The sequence below is a fragment of the Variovorax sp. GW821-FHT10C12 genome, assembly GCF_059415405.1.
On sequence record NZ_JBWKNE010000009.1, the window covers coordinates 170369 to 188890 of the forward strand.

At 69.6% G+C, this 18522-nt stretch carries 16 protein-coding genes; 11 read left to right on the top strand and 5 right to left on the bottom strand.

From position 1 onward, the window contains the following. The first annotated feature begins 22 nt into the window (after positions 1–22). From AC07OH_RS28110 to AC07OH_RS28120, 3 genes are all read left to right on the top strand, one after another. Positions 23–1615 (top strand): DNA-3-methyladenine glycosylase 2 family protein, encoded by a 1593-nt coding sequence (locus AC07OH_RS28110; RefSeq protein WP_495302894.1) that lies wholly within the window; start codon positions 23–25, stop codon positions 1613–1615. Beyond that, positions 1612–2109 (top strand): methylated-DNA--[protein]-cysteine S-methyltransferase, encoded by a 498-nt coding sequence (locus tag AC07OH_RS28115; RefSeq protein WP_492680665.1) that lies wholly within the window; start codon positions 1612–1614, stop codon positions 2107–2109. Before AC07OH_RS28110 ends, AC07OH_RS28115 begins: the two co-directional genes overlap by 4 nt. A 76-nt stretch (positions 2110–2185) precedes the next feature. Further along, a complete protein-coding gene (locus AC07OH_RS28120) occupies positions 2186–3148 on the top strand; it encodes a DMT family transporter (protein WP_095746282.1) in 963 nt (320 codons plus the stop codon). Between the two features lie 6 nt (positions 3149–3154). Here AC07OH_RS28120 and AC07OH_RS28125 read toward each other — a convergent pair whose 3' ends face one another. Next, complete coding sequence (locus AC07OH_RS28125; protein WP_495302895.1) at positions 3155–3808, bottom strand: DUF1345 domain-containing protein; 654 nt, start codon at positions 3806–3808, stop codon at positions 3155–3157. Between the two features lie 186 nt (positions 3809–3994). Here AC07OH_RS28125 and AC07OH_RS28130 point away from each other — a divergent pair, with 186 nt between their 5' ends. Together AC07OH_RS28130 and AC07OH_RS28135 are read left to right on the top strand one after the other, a co-directional pair. Next, on the top strand, positions 3995–4834 hold the full coding sequence (locus AC07OH_RS28130; protein ID WP_495302896.1) for a hypothetical protein: 840 nt from the start codon (positions 3995–3997) through the stop codon (positions 4832–4834). Between the two features lie 114 nt (positions 4835–4948). Beyond that, positions 4949–6556 (top strand): class I adenylate-forming enzyme family protein, encoded by a 1608-nt coding sequence (locus tag AC07OH_RS28135; protein ID WP_495302897.1) that lies wholly within the window; start codon positions 4949–4951, stop codon positions 6554–6556. 1 nt (position 6557) lies between these two features. Here AC07OH_RS28135 and AC07OH_RS28140 read toward each other — a convergent pair whose 3' ends face one another. From AC07OH_RS28140 to AC07OH_RS28150, 3 genes are read right to left on the bottom strand one after another with little or no spacing between them, the layout of a single operon-like run. Then, positions 6558–8102 carry an acyl-CoA synthetase gene (locus AC07OH_RS28140; RefSeq protein WP_495302898.1) on the bottom strand — a complete coding sequence of 515 codons (1545 nt, stop codon included), beginning with the start codon at positions 8100–8102 and terminating at the stop codon, positions 6558–6560. A 5-nt stretch (positions 8103–8107) separates the two neighbouring features. Continuing rightward, positions 8108–9244 (bottom strand): DUF5938 domain-containing protein, encoded by a 1137-nt coding sequence (locus AC07OH_RS28145; RefSeq protein WP_495302899.1) that lies wholly within the window; start codon positions 9242–9244, stop codon positions 8108–8110. 22 nt (positions 9245–9266) lie between these two features. Further along, on the bottom strand, positions 9267–10070 hold the full coding sequence (locus AC07OH_RS28150) for an SDR family NAD(P)-dependent oxidoreductase (protein WP_095746287.1): 804 nt from the start codon (positions 10068–10070) through the stop codon (positions 9267–9269). A gap of 202 nt (positions 10071–10272) precedes the next feature. Between AC07OH_RS28150 and AC07OH_RS28155 the strand changes: the two genes are divergently transcribed. Genes AC07OH_RS28155 through AC07OH_RS28165 form a run of 3 tightly spaced genes read left to right on the top strand, consistent with a single transcriptional unit; the run spans position 10273 to position 12673 of the window. Continuing rightward, positions 10273–10944 carry a TetR/AcrR family transcriptional regulator gene (locus tag AC07OH_RS28155; RefSeq protein ID WP_495302900.1) on the top strand — a complete coding sequence of 224 codons (672 nt, stop codon included), beginning with the start codon at positions 10273–10275 and terminating at the stop codon, positions 10942–10944. Positions 10945–10951: 7 nt separating this feature from the next. Continuing rightward, positions 10952–11914, top strand: a complete 963-nt coding sequence (locus AC07OH_RS28160; RefSeq protein WP_495302901.1) for a TIGR03571 family LLM class oxidoreductase — start codon at positions 10952–10954, stop codon at positions 11912–11914. 54 nt (positions 11915–11968) lie between these two features. Beyond that, a complete protein-coding gene (locus AC07OH_RS28165; RefSeq protein WP_495302902.1) occupies positions 11969–12673 on the top strand; it encodes a glutathione S-transferase N-terminal domain-containing protein in 705 nt (234 codons plus the stop codon). Between the two features lie 17 nt (positions 12674–12690). Here AC07OH_RS28165 and AC07OH_RS28170 read toward each other — a convergent pair whose 3' ends face one another. After that, positions 12691–13941 carry a glutamate carboxypeptidase gene (locus tag AC07OH_RS28170; protein ID WP_062469846.1) on the bottom strand — a complete coding sequence of 417 codons (1251 nt, stop codon included), beginning with the start codon at positions 13939–13941 and terminating at the stop codon, positions 12691–12693. Between the two features lie 290 nt (positions 13942–14231). On the opposite strand from AC07OH_RS28170, the gene AC07OH_RS28175 reads away from it, so the two are divergent. The 3 genes from AC07OH_RS28175 to AC07OH_RS28185 all read left to right on the top strand — a co-directional run bounded on the left by AC07OH_RS28175 (position 14232) and on the right by AC07OH_RS28185 (position 18488). Then, positions 14232–14810 carry an RNA polymerase sigma factor gene (locus AC07OH_RS28175; protein ID WP_495302903.1) on the top strand — a complete coding sequence of 193 codons (579 nt, stop codon included), beginning with the start codon at positions 14232–14234 and terminating at the stop codon, positions 14808–14810. Next, a complete protein-coding gene (locus AC07OH_RS28180) occupies positions 14807–15835 on the top strand; it encodes a FecR family protein (protein ID WP_495302904.1) in 1029 nt (342 codons plus the stop codon). Before AC07OH_RS28175 ends, AC07OH_RS28180 begins: the two co-directional genes overlap by 4 nt. Positions 15836–16040: 205 nt before the next feature. After that, positions 16041–18488 carry a TonB-dependent siderophore receptor gene (locus AC07OH_RS28185; RefSeq protein WP_495302905.1) on the top strand — a complete coding sequence of 816 codons (2448 nt, stop codon included), beginning with the start codon at positions 16041–16043 and terminating at the stop codon, positions 18486–18488. Positions 18489–18522: the final 34 nt, after the last annotated feature.

Here is an 18522-nt window from a genome sequence, read left to right on the forward strand (position 1 = left end):
GTCGAAACCGTATCATTTCCCCATGTCTACCGCCCACGCCCCCTCCGAAGTGCTCGAGAGTGACGCCTGCTACCTGGCGATGAAGACGCACGACGCGCGCTTCGACGGCTCGTTCTTCACGGCCGTGACCTCCACCGGCATCTACTGCCGGCCGGTGTGCCGCGTGAAGCTGCCGCGGCGCGAGAACTGCCGCTTCTTCCGCCACGCGGCCCAGGCCGAGGCGGCGGGCTTTCGGCCCTGCCTGCGCTGCCGGCCCGAGCTGGCGCCGCGCGCGGCCAGCTGGTCGACCGAAGATGCCTCGCGCATCCTCGCCTTGCAGGCGGCGCGCTTGATCGACGAGCCCGACGCCTGGTCCGAGGAAGGCCCCGGCGCGGCACAGATCGCGGCCCGCCTGGGCGTGAGCGACCGCCACCTGCGGCGCATCTTCGAGGCGCAGTTCGGCGTGTCGCCGCTGCAGTACCTGCAGACGCGCCGCCTGCTGGCCGCCAAGCAGCTCATCGCCGACACGCGCCTGCCGATGACGCAGGTGGCGCTGGCCAGCGGCTTCGCGAGCGTGCGGCGCTTCAATGCGGCCTTCGTGGAGCACTACGGGCTCAACCCGAGCGCGCTGCGCCGCGCGGGCGGCACCGAGGGTGGCGAAGGCAAGGCCATCGAGGTGCGGCTGGGCTTTCGCCCGCCCTACGACGCCAACGCCATGCTCGGCTTCTTCGCACGGCGCGCGCTGCGCGGCGTCGAGACCGTGCACACCGCCGACGGCAAGGAACCCGCCAAGGGCAGCACACCGACCTATGTGCGCCTGGCGCGCACCCTGCGCGTGCAGCAGGGCGGGCAGACGCACGCCGGCTGGCTGCAGCTGCGCTTCGACCTCGAACGCGAGCAGGTGCTGCTGGCCGTGAGCGATTCGCTGGCCGCAGTGCTGCCGATCGTCATCAGCCGCGCACGCGCCCTGTTCGACCTCGACGCGGAGCCGATGGCGATCAACGCCGCGCTGCACGCCGCCTTTCCGCACGGCGACGGGCTGCGCGTGCCGGGCACGGTCGACGGCTTCGAGCTCGCAGTGCGCGCGGTGCTGGGCCAGCAGATCACCGTGGCCGCGGCGCGCACGCTGGGCTCGCGGCTGGTGGAGGCCTTCGGCGACGCGATCGACACGCCCATCGACGGCCTGAGCCGCCTCTTTCCCACGCCCGCCGCGCTGGCGGCGGCCAGCGGCGATGCACTCGGGCAGCTGGGCATCGTGCGCCAGCGGCAGGCCGCGCTGCAGGCCATCGCGCGCGAAGTGGCTTCGGGCCGGCTGGCGCTGCATGCGGGCGCCGACGTGCCTTCCACCCTCGCGACGCTGCAGGAACTGCCCGGCATCGGCGCCTGGACCGCACAGTACATCGCGATGCGCGCACTGCGCTGGCCCGACGCCTTTCCCGCCGGCGACGTGGCCCTGCAGAAGGCGCTGGGCGTGACCACCGCGCGCGCCGCGGGCGAAGCCTCGCAGGCCTGGCGCCCCTGGCGCAGCTATGCGGTGCTGCGGGCCTGGCACACGCCGCCCGCGCCCTCCGAACCGGCACCGACCGCCACTTCTTCCGACCTCGCAACGGCAGGCCCCGTGCCTGAAAGACCATGAAATTCAAGCGCACCGTCATCTACACCTCGCACACCGACACGCCGCTGGGCGGCGTCACGATGGCCGCCACCGACCAGGGCCTGGCCGGCGTCTGGTTCGACCACCAGCGCCACTGGCCCGACACCACGGGCTGGCAGACGAAAGACGACCACCCCGCGCTGGTCGAGGCCGCCGCGCAGCTGCGCGACTACTTCGCGGGCCGCCGCAGTCACTTCGACATGCAGCTCGACCTGTCGCACGGCACCGCCTTCCAGCAGAGCGTGTGGCAGGCGCTGCTGGCCATCCCCGCCGGCGAGACCACGACCTACGGCGCGCTGAGCCAGCGCGTGGGCAACCCGGCCGCGGTGCGCGCGGTGGGCGCGGCGGTCGGGCGCAACCCGATCAGCGTGATCGTGCCCTGCCATCGCGTACTCGGTGCGGACGGCTCGCTGACCGGTTACGCTGGCGGGCTCGAGCGCAAGACCGCCTTGCTCGAACTCGAGACCGGCAAGTAAGACAGAAGAAAACACCGCCCATGGCACAGCGCCACATCCCCTCGATGTGGCGCCGCGCCATTCCCCAAAGAGACGCATGACCACAACGAACAACAACACCACCGTCGCCCCTTCGCCTTCGCCCGCTCCCGCCGCGCTCGCACCGAAGGCGTGGCTCATCGATCTCGTGCTGCTGGGCGCGCTGTGGGGCGCCTCGTTCCTGTTCATGCGCATCGGCGCAGCGGAGTTCGGCGCGCTGCCGACGGCTGCCGTGCGCGTGGTCATCGCGGCGCTGTTCCTGCTGCCGATCGCGCTGCTGCGCGGCCAGGGGCCGTCCATCGCGAAGCACTGGAAGGCCAGCCTCACGGTCGGCATCTTCAACTCGGGCATGCCCTTCGCGCTGTTCTGCTTCGCGCTGCTGACCATCAACACCGGCCTGGCGGCGGTGCTCAACGCCACCACGCCGATGTTCGGCGCGCTGGTGGCCTGGGCCTGGTTCCGCGAGCGGCCGAACGGTTCGCGCCTCGTCGGCCTGGTGATCGGCTTCGCGGGCGTCGCGATGCTCGCCAGCCGCAGCGCCGGCCTGCACGCCGGCGCCAGCAACCACGCCGCGCTGTGGGCCGTGCTGGCCTGCCTGGCGGCGTGCCTCTGCTACGGCATCTCGGCCAGCGCCACGCGGCGCCACCTGTCCGGCGTGCCCGCGCTGACCACGGCCACCGGCAGCCAGATCGGCGCCAGCCTGTTCCTCGCGCTGCCCGCGATCTGGCTCTGGCCCGCGCAGATGCCCAGCCTGCGCGCTTGGCTGGCGCTGCTGGCGCTGGGCATCGCCTGCACGGGCGTGGCCTACATCCTGTTCTTCCGGCTCATCGAACGCGCCGGCCCGGCCCGCGCGCTCACCGTGACCTTCCTCGTGCCGGTGTTCGCGCTGTTCTACGGCGCCGTGTTCCTGGGCGAGCAGATCACGCAGTGGATGCTGATCTGCGCCTTCGTGATCGTGTGCGGTGTGGCGCTGTCGACCGGCATCGTCAAGCTGCCGTCGCTGCGCAAGGCCGCGGGCTGAGCCTTCTTAGACCACGCCGGCCACCACGTTCACCGACAGGGCCAGCACCAGCATGTTGAAGGCGAAGGCGAGCACGCTGTGGACCAGCGTGATGCGCCGCATCTCGTGCGAGGTGGCCTGCACGTCCGACACCTGCGAGGTCATGCCGATCACGTAGGCGTAGTACATGAAGTCGAAGTAGTCGGGCGCCTCCTTGCCCGGAAAGTCGAGCCCGCCGTCGGAGGCGCTGTCCTTGCGGTCGATGTAGTAGCGATGCGCGTAGTGAAAGGCGTAGATCGTGTGCATCATCAGCCACGAGCCCGCCAGCGCCACCAGCCCCAGCGCCACGTGCGCGCCGCGCGCCCAGCCGCTGAGCTGGCGCACCTGCTGCAGCAGCATCGCGATGGCGACCACGCTCACGCCCACCGCCACCAGCATCGAGACCAGGATCACGACGTTGGGCTGGTCCAGCTGCTGCGCACGCTCGCGCGTGCGCTGGGCGTCGAAGGTCTCGGCCAGCCACCAGCTGAGCAGCTGGTACACCGCCACGCCCGCGCACCAGCCGGCCAGCGCGCGCGCCGTGAGGCCCATCGGCCAGGGCACGAGCGCCACCGCGACGGCCGCCGCGGCCCCGTAGAGAAGACGTTGGGGACCGGTGGTGGTGGAAAGGTGTTGGCGCATGGGCGGACTGTAGCGCCGCGGCATGCATCGGCGTGCGATCGGCAATTTCCTACAGGCACATCGGCCAACGGCGCATGCGCGGCGCGGTGCCGCGTCACTAAGGTGATGCGGTTTCAGGGAGCCTCAGCCCGGAGGCATCGCGCCATGCACATGCCCGAGGCATCTTTCACCCGAAGGATTTCTTTCATGCTGTTGCTTCGTTCGCGTCCGTTCGACCGGACCGCGAGATTCGGCGCCCTGGCCGGAACCGGCGCCCTCTCCCTTCTGTGCTTCGCGCCCTTTGCTGCGGCCGAGCCCTCGCCGGCGCTGGACCGTTTCAGCTTCTCGGTGGGGGCCTTCAGTGCCGACCCCAAGTTCAGCGCCTCGGTCGAAACCCCCTACGGCGTGCTGCGCTCGAACGAGCTCAAGCCGGGCCGTGTGACCATGCCGCGCATCTCGGCCGACGTGCTGATCGGCGACAGCCAGGGCCTGTCTTTCGACTACTACCGCTACAAGCGCGACTACGAAGGACAGGTGGCGGGCAACACCTCGTTCGGCAGCTTCGGCTCGCTAAGCGCCATCGGCAACGCGAACCTCTCGGCCCAGCTCGACTTCGCCAAGCTCGCCTACAAGTGGTGGCTCGGCTCGGGCAACACCGTCTTCGGGCTGGGCGCCGGCGCGGCCTACTACCGCGCGACGCTCGGTGCCAGCGCGCTGGTCGGCGTGAACGGACAGGTGCGTTCGGTCAGCGAGCGCTCGAGCGACAACGCCATCGCGCCCCTGCTCCAGGTCGGCGTGCGCCACGCGATCACGCCCGACCTCCGGCTGTTCGCAGACGCCTCGGGCGTGTGGAAAAGCAGCGGCCGCTTCCACGGCAACATCTACAACGCCGCAGCCGGCGTGGAGTGGTTTCCGGTGAAGAACGTGGGTCTGGTGCTGTCGTATGGCGTGACCAACATCGACCTGACGCGCGAGGGCGGCTTCGCCGATTCGCGCCTGAAGGTGCGGCTGCAGGGGCCCTCGGCCTTCCTCAAGGCCCGCTTCTGACGCGGCCCCGGCGGGCGGCCGGCGTCGCATAGCCACTCTTCGCAAGACCGGCAGGCGGTGCCGGTCTTAGTCTGCGCTCCGATCGACACCCCCAACGACCGGAGACACGCCCCCATGCCCGCCGCCCGCCCCGAGCCCTCCCCTTCCTCCTTCCAGCGCATCGCCCGCATCGCGCTGGGCGACGTGATCCACCGCAGCGCGCGGCGCTTCGGTGCGCGCACCGCGCTCATCGAGGGCGAGCACCGCATGAGCTACCGCGAGCTCGACGCCGCATCGAACCGCTTCGCGCACCACCTGCTGGGCCTGGGCCTCACAAGCGGCGAGCGCGTGGGCATGCTGTGCAACAACTCGATCGAGATGGTGGTCGCGCTGCTCGGCATCCAGAAGGCCGGGCTGGTGTGGGTGCCGATCAACACGGCGCTCGCGGTCGATGCCATCGGCTACATCCTCGAACACGCCGAAGCGCGGCACCTGGTGATCGACACCGCGCTGCACGCGCGCCCCGAGCTGCGCCAGCTGCTGGACACGGCGGGCGTCTCGCCGCTGCTGTGCGTGCTCGACGGCGACACGCCGCCGCCCGGCGTGGCCACCGTGGCGCAGGCCATTGCGCAAGGGCCGGCCACGCTGCCCGACGTGGCCATCGGCAGCGACCAGCTCGCGCTCATCATGTACACCAGCGGCACCACCGGCCGGCAGAAGGGCGTGATGCATTCGCACGCCTCGGTGCACTCGGTGCTCCAGAGCAACATGCTCGAATGGGGCGGCGGCCCCGCGCACCACGACGTGTGGAGCAACGTGCTGCCGCTGTTTCACTGCGGACAGCACACGGTGCTGATGTCGGCGCTCGCGGTGGGCGGCACGAACGTCATCCTGCGCGGCTTCGACCCCGGAGCGATGCTCGCCGCCATCGAGCGCCACAGGATCACCGTGACGGTCGGTCTGCCGATGATGTACGGCGCGCTGCTGGCCCACCCGCAGCGCGAATCGCGCGACCTGTCGAGCCTGCGGCTGTGCGTGTATGCGATGGCGCCGATGTCGCGCACGCTGCTGCTGCGCCTGCTCGATGCGCTGTGCCCGAACTTCGCGCTGGCCTCGGGGCAGACCGAGATGTACCCCGGTGCCACGATCTTCGAAACGCACCAGCAGCGCGAGCGCTTCGGCTCGTACTGGGGCGTGGGCACGCTGGTGAACGAGGTCGCGGTGATGGGCGACGAGGGCGAGCTGCTCGCGCCGAACCAGGTCGGCGAGATCGTCTTTCGCGGACCGAACGTGATGCTCGGCTACTACAAGGACCCGCAGGCCACGGCGCACGCGCAGCGCTTCGGCTGGCACCACTCGGGCGACCTGGGCAAGCTGGACGACGACGGGCAGCTGATCTTTCTCGATCGGCTCAAGGACATGGTCAAGTCGGGCGGCGAGAACGTGCCCTCGCTCAAGGTCGAGGAGGTGCTGCTGCGCCACCCGGCCGTGCTGAACGCGGCAGTGGTCGGCCTGCCGCACGAGCGCTGGGGCGAGGCCATCACGGCCTTCGTCACGCGCCGGCCCGATGCGCCGGCGGAGTTCTCGGAGGCCACGCTCACGGCGCACTGCAAGGAGCACCTCGGTGGCTTCGAGGTGCCCAAGGACATCGTCTTCGTGCCCGCGCTGCCGATGACCTCGACGGGCAAGATCCAGAAGTTCGAGCTGCGCCAGGCCCACCAGGGGCACTACCAGCGCGACTGAATCAGGATGACGACGGCTTCTGCAGCAGCGACGCCCGCACTTCCTTCTTGAGCACCTTGCCGACCTTGGAACGCGGCAGGTCGGCCCACACCTCGACCTGCTTGGGCGCCTTCACGCTTCCGATGCGCGACTTGACGAAAGTCTTGATCGCCTCGGCGTCCACGCTGCGGCCCGCGTGCAGCTGCAGCACGGCCACCACGCGCTCGCCCCACTTCTCGTCGGGCAGGCCGACGACGGCGCTGTCCTGCACGTCGGGGTGCTGCATCAGCACCTGCTCCACCTCGGCGGAGTAGACGTTGAAGCCGCCCGAGATGATCATGTCCTTGGCGCGGTCGACGATGTACAGGAAGCCGTCGGCGTCGAGGTAGCCGATGTCGCCCGTGTGGTGCCAGCCGTGGCGCGAGGCCTCCTGCGTGGCCTTCGGGTCCTTGTAGTAGCCGCGCATCACGAGCGAGCCGCGCACCACGATCTCGCCGCTCTCGCCCGTGGGCAGCAAGGCGCCGTCGCCGTTCATGATGCCGACCTGCACCAGCGGCCCGGGCCGCCCTGCCGAGGCCAGGCGCTGGCGGGCCACAGAGCCATCGGCGTTGAAGTGGTCGCGCGGCGGCATCATCGAGACCATCATCGGCGCCTCGGTCTGGCCGAAGAGCTGGGCCATGACGGGGCCGATCTTGTCGAGCGCTTCTTCGAGCCGCGCAGCCGACATGGGCGCGGCGCCGTACCAGAAGCACTGCAGCGAGTCGCGCTTCGTCTGCGCCAGCTCCGGGTGCTGCAGCAGCATGTAGATCAGCGTCGGCGGCAGGAAGGTGTGGGTGACGCGCCGGCGCTCGATGAGCGCGAGGAACTCGCTCAGGTCGGGCTTGGGCATGATGACCACGCGCCCGCCCAGCGCCATCACCGGCAGGCACAGCACGCCGGCCGCATGCGTGAGCGGCGCGAGCGCCAGGTACACGGGCCGGCCCTCGAACGGGTAGCCCATGAGGGTCAGCGCCGACATGGCCTCCAGGTTGCCGCCCGACAGCATCACGCCCTTGGGCTGGCCGGTGGTGCCGCCGGTGCCGGCGATCATGGCCACGTCGTCGGGCGGCGCGATGTCGATCGGCGCATCGTCCAGCCCGTCGAGCCATTCGTCCATGGCGGGCGCGAAGGCCTGCCGCTGGTCGAGGCACACCAGCGCCTTCAGTTTAGGCAGCTGCGCGCGCATCTGCTCGACCATGGGCCCGTAGTTGCTGTGGAACACGAGGCAGGCGCAATCGAAGGCATCGAGCACGAAGGCGTTCTCGCCGGCTTCGTTGCGCGGGTTGATCGGGCACCACACGCCACCGGCGCGCGAGATGCCGAACACCGTGGCGAAGGCCAGGGCGTCGTTACTCGAGAGCACCGCCACCTTGTCCCCGGGCTGGATGCCCGCGCGCTGCAGGCCGCGTGCCACGCGCCAGCTGATGCGTTGCACCTGGCCGTAGCTCAGGTCGGCGTCGCCCATGGTGAGGCACGGCGAATCGGCGCCCTGCTGGGCGCCTTTGTCGAGGTAGTCGACGAGGCGCATGCGCGTCAGCCCATCCGCGTGAGCACGGGTTCCTGCACCAGCCCGAAGCTGCGCAGCGCCCCCAGCAGCTCGCGGTGCCCGAAGGCCTGGCAGCCCGAGGCAAAGCCGGCGCGGCGCGGCGCCTGCTGCAGCAGCGAAGCCGCGGCATAGGCCTGCAGCAGGCCGGTCTGCTTGTAGTTGCAGTTGCCGAAGATCACGCAGTGCGCGCGGCCCAGCGGACCGGAGGCATGCACCGAATCGACGGACTTGTTGATGCGCGGGTTCTCGCGCGGCGGCATGGTGTTCATCACGCCCGCGGCCGTCTGGGCCAGCGCCGCATAGCGGTCTTCGTCGTTCATGCCTTCGGTGGCCTTGAGCGCGGCGGCCACGATCTGCGGCACGCCCAGCATCAGCGGCTTGTTGAAGACGCCGCCGAGCACCTTCACGTTGGCCACGCGCGGGTCGCGCTTGAACCACACCGGGTGCGAGGTGCCGCCCCAGGGCAATGCCAGCGCGGCTTCATGCTGGCCGGGAATCGACAGGTGGTACAGGCCCGCGTCGGGCTGCCATTCGACGTACTGGTTCTGCTCCAGGTAGAAGGCCTTGGACGTGGCCGCGTTCACCAGGATGGTCTGCGTCGACGCGATGGTCGGGCTGCCGCCCCAGAACACGGCGATGTCGAGCGTGTCCAGGCCGGGCGTTTCCAGGCACAGCTGCGCCGCGATTTCGCCGGTGGTGTACATCTGCGCCAAGCCGGGCGACAGCAGCAGGCCGGCCGCCGCGAACTTGGCGCCGTATTTCTGGTCGAGCGTGATGAGCCAGTCTTGTTCACCGGTGGTGTCGGTGTAGTGGCAGCCGGCGGCCAGGCAGGCATCGACCACCTCGGGACCGAACTTGGCGAACGGCCCCACCGTGTTGAGCACGACCGAGGCGCCGGTAAAGAGCTCGGTGAGCGCCTGGACCGTGTGCGCGACCTCGACCACTTCGTAGTCCGCGGTCTCGATGCCGGGCACGTTCGACTTCATCGCCGCTTCGAGCTTTTCTGCGCTGCGGCCCGCGGCGATGAAGGGGATGTGGTACTCGCGCAGGTACTCGCAGACCAGGCGCCCGGTGTAGCCGGAGGCGCCGTAGACGATGACGGGTTTCTTCTTGCTGCTGCTCATTTTTTCTCTCCTGGTTGATCGCTCACATGCCCATGCCGCCGTCCACCGCGAGGCCCGCGCCGGTGATGAACCGGGCAGCGTCGGAGCAGAGGAAGACCACCACGTCGGCCATGTCGCCGATCTCGCCGAGGCGGCCCAGCGGCGTCTGGCCGATGACGTCGCCCACGGCGGCCTCGACGCTGGGCGCAAGCCCCGCAGCCACGATGTCGTTGGCGAGCTTCATGCCCATGTCGGTGGGCACGAGGCCGGGGTAGATGCAGTTGACGCGCACGCCGTAGCCCAGCTTGCCGGACTCCATGGCCGCCACGCGCGTGGCGCGGTCGACCGCCGACTTGGTCGCCGAATAACCGGCAATGGCGGGAAAGGCGATGGTGGCTGCCACCGAGGCGATGTTGACCACCGCCCCGCCGCCGCCCGCGCTGCCGCCGGGGCGCATCGCGCGAAAGGCGTGCTTCATGCCCAGCAGCGTGCCGGCCACGTTCACGTCGAGCATGCGGCGCAGGTCGTCGCCGTCGACGTCGACCACCAGCGAGGTGATCTCGATGCCGGCGTTGTTGACCAGGATGTCGAAGCCGCCGAGGGCCTTCACCGTGGCTTCGGTGGCAGCCGCCCAGTCGCCGTCCTTCGTGACGTCGAGCGGGACGAAGCCCACCTTCGCCCCTTCGGCGGAGAGCCGCTGCGCGGTCTCCTTGCCCAGGTCGGCGAGCACGTCGCCGATCATCACCGACGCACCCGCCTGCGCCAACGCCTGGGCGATGCCCGCGCCGATGCCGCGCGCACCACCCGTTACCAGGGCCTTGCGCCCCGTCAAGTCGAACTTGGCCATCACTTGTCTCCTGTGGATATGTGTATGAGATGGAGCGGCCATGCTAGGAATCGACTTGACGAGTGTCAAGAATTTTTTTGACGACTGCCCAAATTTCGTAAAATGCCTCTGGAATGCACGTAGGAGGGATTTCCCACGCCGCGTGCTATGGTTTGCAATCACCAGGAAACACAGCGGCCGGCACTCTGCGGCCTGGCTAGAAATGACCACTCATTCACGGGTAAAGAAGCACGCCGGACGGGTGCAGAAGGCACCGGCCGACAAGTTCGAGCAGCGCCGCGCCGAGCTCGGCGAAGCCGCCCTCACCACGCTGGCCACGCTCGGCTACGCGCGCACCAGCCTGCGCGAGATCGCGCAGAACTCCGAGTTCTCGCATGGCGTGCTGCACTACTACTTCAGCGACAAGGTCGACCTCATCGTCTGCAGCGTCAAGCAGTACAAGGCGCGCTGCGTCACGCGCTACGACCACGCGGTCGACACCGCCACGACGTATGACGAGCTCATGGAAGGCTTCCTGCAGAGCCTGGGCGACACGCTGCAGGGCGAAGGCCACGTGCACCGGCTCTGGTACGACCTGCGTTCGCAGGCCCTGTTCGAAGCGGCCTTCCACGACGACGTGGTGCAGATCGACAAGAGCCTTGAAGACATGATCTGGCGCATCATGAGCCGCTTCGCCGAACTCTCCGGCCAGGCACCGGGCCTGCCGCCCTCGGCCTGCTACGCCCTCTTCGACGGGCTGTTCCTGCAGGCGCTGCTCAAGCACCTCTCGGGCGACACCAAGGCCATCGCCGACATGCAGGCCGACGTGCGGCAATCGATCGAGCGGCTGTTCGCAGCGCCCGCCGCACCGGCCTCCCGCAAGCGACGCGCCTGACGCGGCCATGGCGCCGTTCAACACCGCCTACCGGCAGACGCTGCTCGCCGGGCGGCTCACCCTGGGATTGATGACGCCGCTGGCGCGCCCGCACGGCGCGATGGCCGACCCCGCGATCGAACTGCAGCTGGCCCGCCTGGCCGACACGCTCGGCTTTGCCACGCTGTGGACGCGCGACGTGCCCGTGATGCTGCCGCAGGGCGAAGAAACCGCGGTGCTCGACGAGCCCTTCATCTGGCTCACCGCGCTGGCCGCCGCCACGCAGCGCATCGCGCTCGGCACCGCCGCCGCCGTGCTGCCGCTGCGCCATCCGCTGCACGTGGCCAAGGCCGCGCTCTCGCTCAACCGCCTGTCGAACGACCGCTTCATCCTCGGCCTGGGCTCGGGTGACCGCGAGGCCGAGTTCGCCATCTTCCAGCAGGACATCGCGCTGCGCGGCGACGTCTTCCGCGAACGCTGGAACCTCGTGCGCTCGGCGCTCTCGCCCGATGCACAGGAGCGCGCCGCGCTGCACGAAGCCACCGGCGGCCACGACCTCATGGCGGCGCCCGCCGCGCGCATCGGCATGCTGGTGGTGGGCTCGGCGCGCCAGTCGCTGCAATGGACCGCCGCCCACGCCGACGGCTGGGCCACCTACCACCGCGACGAAGCACGCCAACAGGGCCGCATCGGCCTGTGGCAAACCGCGCTGCGCGAACGCGCGGGCGGCGAAGCCAAGCCCTTCGTTCAATCGTTGCAGCTCGACCTGATGGACGATGCCGACGCGCCCGCTGAACCCATCGAACTCGGCCTGCGCGCCGGACGCCATGCGCTCATCGACTACCTCGACCGCATGGAAGACGCCGGCGTCGCCCATGTGCTGCTGAACCTCGCGCGCAGCAGCCGGCGACCCGCGCAGGACGTGGTCGACGAGCTCGGCCGCGAGGTGCTGCCGCGCCTGCAAGGCCATGCGCGCACACCGCCGGCCTGAGCCGTGCAGAATCCGGCGCTCGCCGTTGTCGCCCCTATTCCAAGGACTTTCCCCATGACCGATCTCTCGCACTTCCCCATCACGAAGAAATGGCCCGCGCAGCACCCCGAGCGCCTGCAGCTGTACTCGCTGCCCACGCCCAACGGCGTGAAGGTGTCGATCCTGCTGGAGGAAACCGGCCTGCCCTACGAGCCGCACCTCGTGAGCTTCGAGACCCAGGACCAGATGTCGCCGGAGTTCCTGTCGCTCAACCCGAACAACAAGATCCCCGCCATCCTCGACCCCAACGGCCCGGGCGGCCAGCCGCTGGCGCTGTTCGAATCGGGTGCGATCCTGCTGTACCTCGCCGAGAAGACCGGCCAGTTCATCCCGAAGGATGCGGCGGCCCGCTACGAGACCATCCAGTGGGTGATGTTCCAGATGGGCGGCATCGGCCCGATGTTCGGCCAGCTCGGCTTCTTCAACAAGTTCGCCGGCAAGGACTACGAAGACAAGCGCCCGCGCGACCGCTACGTGGCCGAATCGAAGCGCCTGCTCGGCGTGCTCGACAAGCACCTTGCCCATCGCGCCTGGATCATGGGCGACACGTACACCATCGCCGACATCGCCACCTTCCCGTGGGTGCGCAACCTGATCGGCTTCTACGAGGCCGGCGACCTCGTGGGCTTCAGCGAGTTCAAGAACGTCGCGCGCGTGCTCGAGGCCTTCGTGGCACGGCCGGCGGTGGTGAAGGGCCTGGGCATTCCGAAGCGGGGCTGAGGCCCTGGCAACAGGCCCTAGTTCGCGCTCAAGTCCATGAGCATCCGCGACAGCAAGTAAAGCCGCGGCACCACGCTCTCGACCTCGGCGTATTCCTCCGGCGTGTGGATGCCACCGCCCACGATGCCGAAGCCGTCGAGCACGGGCACGCCGACGCCGGCCACGAGGCTCGCGTCGGCGGCGCCGCCGCTGCTCTCGATGGTGAGCTTCTTGCCGATCTCGCCGTAGATGCCCTCGGCCATGCGCACGAGCTTGTCCGATGCGGGCGAGCGCGGCATCGGCGGCAGGCCGCGCACGAGACGCACGCGCACCTCGGTCTCGGGGATGAGCTTGTTCTGCGCGATGCGCGTCAGGTCCTTCTCGACGCGGTCGAGCTCCTCGGGCGTGGCGGCGCGCACGTCGCCCTTGGCGCTGGCCGACGCGGGAATCACGTTGGTCGGTCCGTTGGCTGTGAGCACCGTGAAGTTGACCGTGGTCTTCTTCGCCGCGTCGGCCACCTTCGACAGTTGCAGCACCTGGTGCGCGACTTCCATGGCCGCGTTGCGGCCCGCCTCGGGCGCGACGCCCGCGTGCGAGGCGAGCCCCTTCACCTCGATGAGCGCCGTGGCCGAGCCCTTGCGCTCGACCACGAGGCCGTCGGCCGGGCGGCCCGGCTCGAGGTTCAGCGCCACGTCGTGCTGCTTGGCCACGCGTTCGATGAGCGCGCTGGTGCCGACCGAGCCCGTCTCTTCGTTGGTGTCGATCAGGAAGGTGATCTGGCCGTAGTCCTTGAAGCCGATCTTCTGCAGGATCTTCAGCGCCTGCAGGCCGGCCACGACGCCGCCCTTGTTGTCCATCACGCCAGGGCCGTAGGCGCGGCCGTCCTTGATGTAGAAGGGCTTGGCCGCGGCCGTGCCGTCCTTGAACACGGTGTCGATGTGGGCCAGGATGAGGATCTTCTTCTTGCCCTGCCCGGTCAACGTCGCGACCAGGTTGGTGCCCGGGTGCGGCTCGGCAGGAAAGCTCTCGATGCGCGCGTCGAGCTTGCGCAGTTCATCCGCCACCATCTCGCGCACCTTGGCCAGCCCTTCGGTGTTGGTCGAGCCCGAATCGATGTTGACCATGCGCTCCAGCAGTTGCAGCGTCTCGTCCTTCTGCTGCGTGGCGGCGTCGAGCACACCCTGGTGCGGCTTCTGGGCCATGGCGTTGACGGCGAGCAAGGCACTGGCCAGCACGGCGCCCTGGCAGGCGGCGCGCGTCCATGAGCGCGGGGTGGAGCGAAGGTGCATGAGGAAGCCTGTTCTTTCTGTGGGGGAGGGGGTTCGTTCGAAGCGGGCGGCAGGCTATCACCCGCTGCATGAACGGGTCAATGCGAGACGGGCACACGCGCACCACCGGCTGCGGGCAGCCCCACCGGACCACGGAAACCCAACGCTTCGGTGTTACATTAAATAAGAATAGTTCTTATTAACCCCATCCCCGGGGTCACCGAAGCCAGCGCCCTCGCCTCCTTGTTCACCGGCGCGCACCAGCCATCGGCCCAGGGGTCTTTTGTCGATGCTTGCGAGAAGGCGACCGGATGCGCGACCTCGTCCAGGAACTTGTGTCTCACTACGCGGAATTGCGCCGGCAGCTCACGCGCGACCTGCGCGACCCGCACCATGCGGCCGACATCGCGCAGTCCAGCTTCGAGCGCGTGTACACGCACACGCTCGGCCTGCGTGACGGCGCCGCCATCGAGTCGCCGCGCGCCCTGCTGTTCCGCGTGGCGCGCAACCTGTGCATCGACGAAGCCCGCCACCGCAAGGTGGCGCAGGAGTGGGCCGTCTCGCATGCCGTCGTGGGCACGCACCTCACCGCCCCCTCGTCCGAATACGTCGTGGCCCAGCACCGCGTGCTGCGCCGCGTGGTGGAAACCATGGAACAGCTGCCGCCGCGCCGGCGCGAAGTGTTCCTGCTGTTCCGCGCCTACGGCCACTCGCGCGCCGAGATCGCGCAGCGCCTGGGCATCACCGAGATGGCGGTCGCCAAGCACCTGCTGCGCGCCACCATCGACTGCTCGCGCGTGTTCGCCGAGCTGCGCCATGAACTGATCGAGCCGCAGGCGGTGAACAGCCACGCCGGTTTCGACACCGCACTGGCCGAAGACTTTTCATGAGCCGTGCGGCCACAGCGGTCGTTCCGCGTGAACGGCTGATCGAACGCGCGCTCGCGCTCATCGTCGAGGACGAGATCGCGCCGCCGAGCCCGGCCGCCAACAGCGCCCGGCTCGCGCTCGACCAGTGGCGCACGCGCTCGCCCGAACACGCCGCCGCCGTGCGCGAGGCGCGCGAGCGCTGGAACGCGCTGGGCGGCATGGCCGACGACCTGCGCGCGCACTTCGACGAGCCCGTGCCCGCACCGGCCCCGCGCAGCCCCTCGCGCCGCAAGATGCTGCTGTCGGTCGCCGGGCTGCTCGGCGCCGGCGTGGTCGCGGGGCGCGGCGTGCAGTGGTACTGGCAGCAGCCCGTGTTCCAGGCGACGTACCGCACACCGAACGCGCGGATGCTCAAGGTCACGCTGGCCGATGCCGCCGATGCCTCGGCCGGCAGCCGCCTCGACCTCGCGCCCCAGAGCGCCGTCGACGTCACGCTCTACCGCCGCCGCCGCATGATCGACATGGCGCGCGGCGAGGTCCGCTTCGACGTCGCCCCCGACGCCGAGCGGCCCTTCGTGGTGCGCACGCGCGAGGCGATCATCGAAGTCGTCGGCACCGCCTTCACCGTGCGCGACCGCGGCGGCCCGATCACCGTGGGCGTCGAGCACGGCCATGTGCGCGTGCAGGTGCTGCGCCACGCCGGCACCGAACGCAGCGGCGAAGTGGTCGACCTGCGCGCCGGCGACATGCTCGAGGTGCGCGACGGCCACGCCGACCCGGTGCGCCAGGCCGACACCGCCGCCCTCTCGGCCTGGCGCGACGGCTGGCTGGTGTTCGACAACACGCCGCTGGGCGACGCGCTGGCCGCGGTCAACAGCTACCGCAGCGCGCCCATCGTCGGCGCCGACGCCCGCATCGACGCGATGCGGCTCTCGGGGCGCTTTCGCACCAACGACTCGGCCGGCCTGCTCGACGCGCTGCCGGCCATCCTGCCGCTGGTGGCGGTGGCCCGGCCCGACGGCAGCGTGCGCCTGCAGGCGCGCTGACCCCGGTGCGCCCGCCGGCGCGCCGCTCCCTCTTTCCGCTCGTTTTTCGACCCGCATCGACGCGGCGGCCGATGCCTTGTCACGGGCCTGTCTCTCTTTTTCGAGTTCAAACGTCTTACATCCAGAAGCACCCCGCATCCGATCGACGGCTGCGGCGCGCGCCCGTTTCATGCCGCACCGATTTATTTGTCTGGAGCCTTCACCCATGCGTTTCTCGTCTCGCCACCGACTCCTGAGCGCCGCGCTTGCCGCCGCCTTCGGAACCGCTTTTGCCAGCTGGAGCGGCCTCGCCGCCGCCCAGGGCGCCGACCAGGCCGCTGCACAAGCACGCGACATCAACGTGGCCGCCCAGCCGCTGGGCGCCGCGCTCAACGAGCTGTCGCGCCAGACCGGCGTGCAGGTGCTCGCCGCCGGTGACGTGGTCTCGGGCCTGGCCGCACCGGCCGTGTCGGGCCGCCTGAGCTTCCAGCAGGCGCTCGACCGCCTGCTGGCCGGCAGCGGCCTCGTGGCGGTGCGCAACGGCCCCACGCGCGTCACCATCCAGCGCCAGAGCACGGCCGGCGCGTCCACACTGCCGGCCGTGACCGTGGCCGCGCAGGCCGCCACCGACGGCACCACCGAAGGCACGGGCTCGTACACCACACGCGCCGCCGCCGGTGCCACGCGGATGGACCTGTCGCCGCGCGAAACGCCGCAGTCGGTCAGCGTCATCGGCCGCCAGCAGATCGACGACCAGAACCTCGTCACCCTCGAAGACGTGCTGCGCCAGACGCCCGGCATCGTGGCCGACCGCAACGACGAGCGCGTGACCTTCTCCTCGCGCGGCTTCGCCCTGAGCACCATGATCGACGGCGTGCCCACGCTGGGCTTCAACAGCGTGGCCGGCGAGTCGAGCATGATCAGCACCGCCTTCTACGACCGCGTCGAAGTGATCCGCGGCGCGGCCGGCCTGCTCAACGGCGTGGGCTCGCCCGGCGGCGCCATCAACCTCGTGCGCAAGCGCCCCACCTCCGAATTCGCCGGCCACATCTCGGGCGGCATCGGCAGCTGGAGCCGCTACAACGCCGAGATCGACGTGGGCGGCCCGCTCAACGCCGACGGCAGCGTGCGCGGGCGCTTCATGGCCTCGCGCACCGACGGCAAAAGCTTCATCGAGAACAAGAAGCGCAGCGAAGACGCGCTGTACGGCATTCTCGAAGTCGACCTCGCGGCGGGCTCTCGCCTGTCGGTGGGCTTCGAGCACCAGAAGACCGCCATCGATGGCGCCAACTACGGCCAGAGCCCGCTGTTCTTCAGCAACGGCCAGCGCACCAACCTGCCGCGCTCGTTCAACTCCAGCGCGCCGTGGAGCTACTGGGACATGTACAGCGACAAGCTGTTCGCCAACCTCGACCAGCGCCTGGGCGCGGGCTGGCAGCTCAAGGTGGACGCCAGCTACCTCAAGAGCAAACGCGAGCGCGCCTCGGGTGACCTGAGCATCTACCGCGCGATCAACGCGCGCACCGGCGCCTCCACCATCGACATCCGCGAGAACCCCGCCGAAGGCGCCAACAAGGCCCTCGACGTGCACCTGAAGGGCCCGTTCGAGGCCTTCGGCCAGACGCACGAGGCCGTGGTGGGCATGAGCTACAACACCTACGACGCCACGGTCTACACGCGTGGCGCCGTGCCGCGCATGATCGACCGCCGGCCGCTGAACTTCTACCAGCTGCAGAGCTTCCCCGAGCCGACCTCCTTCTCGTACCCGCTGTACACGGCGCCGCTGAACACCACCGAGAAAGCCATCTACGCCTCGACCCGCCTGAAGCTGGCCGAGCCGCTGTCGCTCATCGTCGGCGCGCGCGGCACCTGGTACAAGTCCGATGCGTCCACGCTCGACTGGACCACCTGGCGGCGCACCGGCGTGAGTTCGATGCGCGAGAACGGCGTGGTCACGCCCTACCTGGGCGTGGTGTTCGACGTGAGCAAGGAGCTCTCTCTGTACGGCAGCTACACCGACATCTTCCAGCCCAACACGGTGCGCGACCGCAACAACTCGCTCATCGCGCCGCAGCGCGGCAAGAACATCGAGCTGGGCCTGAAGGGCGAGCACTTCGGCGGCAAGCTCAACACCAGCGCCGCGATCTTCAAGACGCGCGAGACCAACCTCGCCGTGATCGACACCGGCGCCGGCTCGCTGCTGCCCGACGGCGGCATTCCGTACCGCGCGGTGCAGGGCGCCAAGAGCAAGGGCTTCGAGCTCACCGCCGCCGGCGAGGTGCTGCCGGGTCTGCAGATGCTCGCGGGCTACACCTACCACGCCAAGCGCGATGCCGACGGCGTGCTGCTGAACCCGCAGTACCCGCGCCGCCTGTTCCGCGTGGCCACCAGCTACCGCCTGCCGGGTGAGTGGAGCAAGCTCACCGTCGGTGGCAGCGTGAGCTACCAGAGCGGCATCTACTACGACGAGTTCAACGAACTCGGCCGCGCCTCGCAAGGCGGCCTGACGCTGTTCGGCCTGATGGCGCGCTACGACATCAACAACCGCCTGAGCGCCTCGCTGCATATCGAGAACCTGGGCGACAAGCGCTACTACAACGGCCTGGGCGCCTACAACGGCTACACGCAGGGCAACCCGCGCAACGCCTGGCTGAAGCTCAGCTACAAGCTCTGACACGCACCAACGAATTGACTTAGGGCGGCACCGG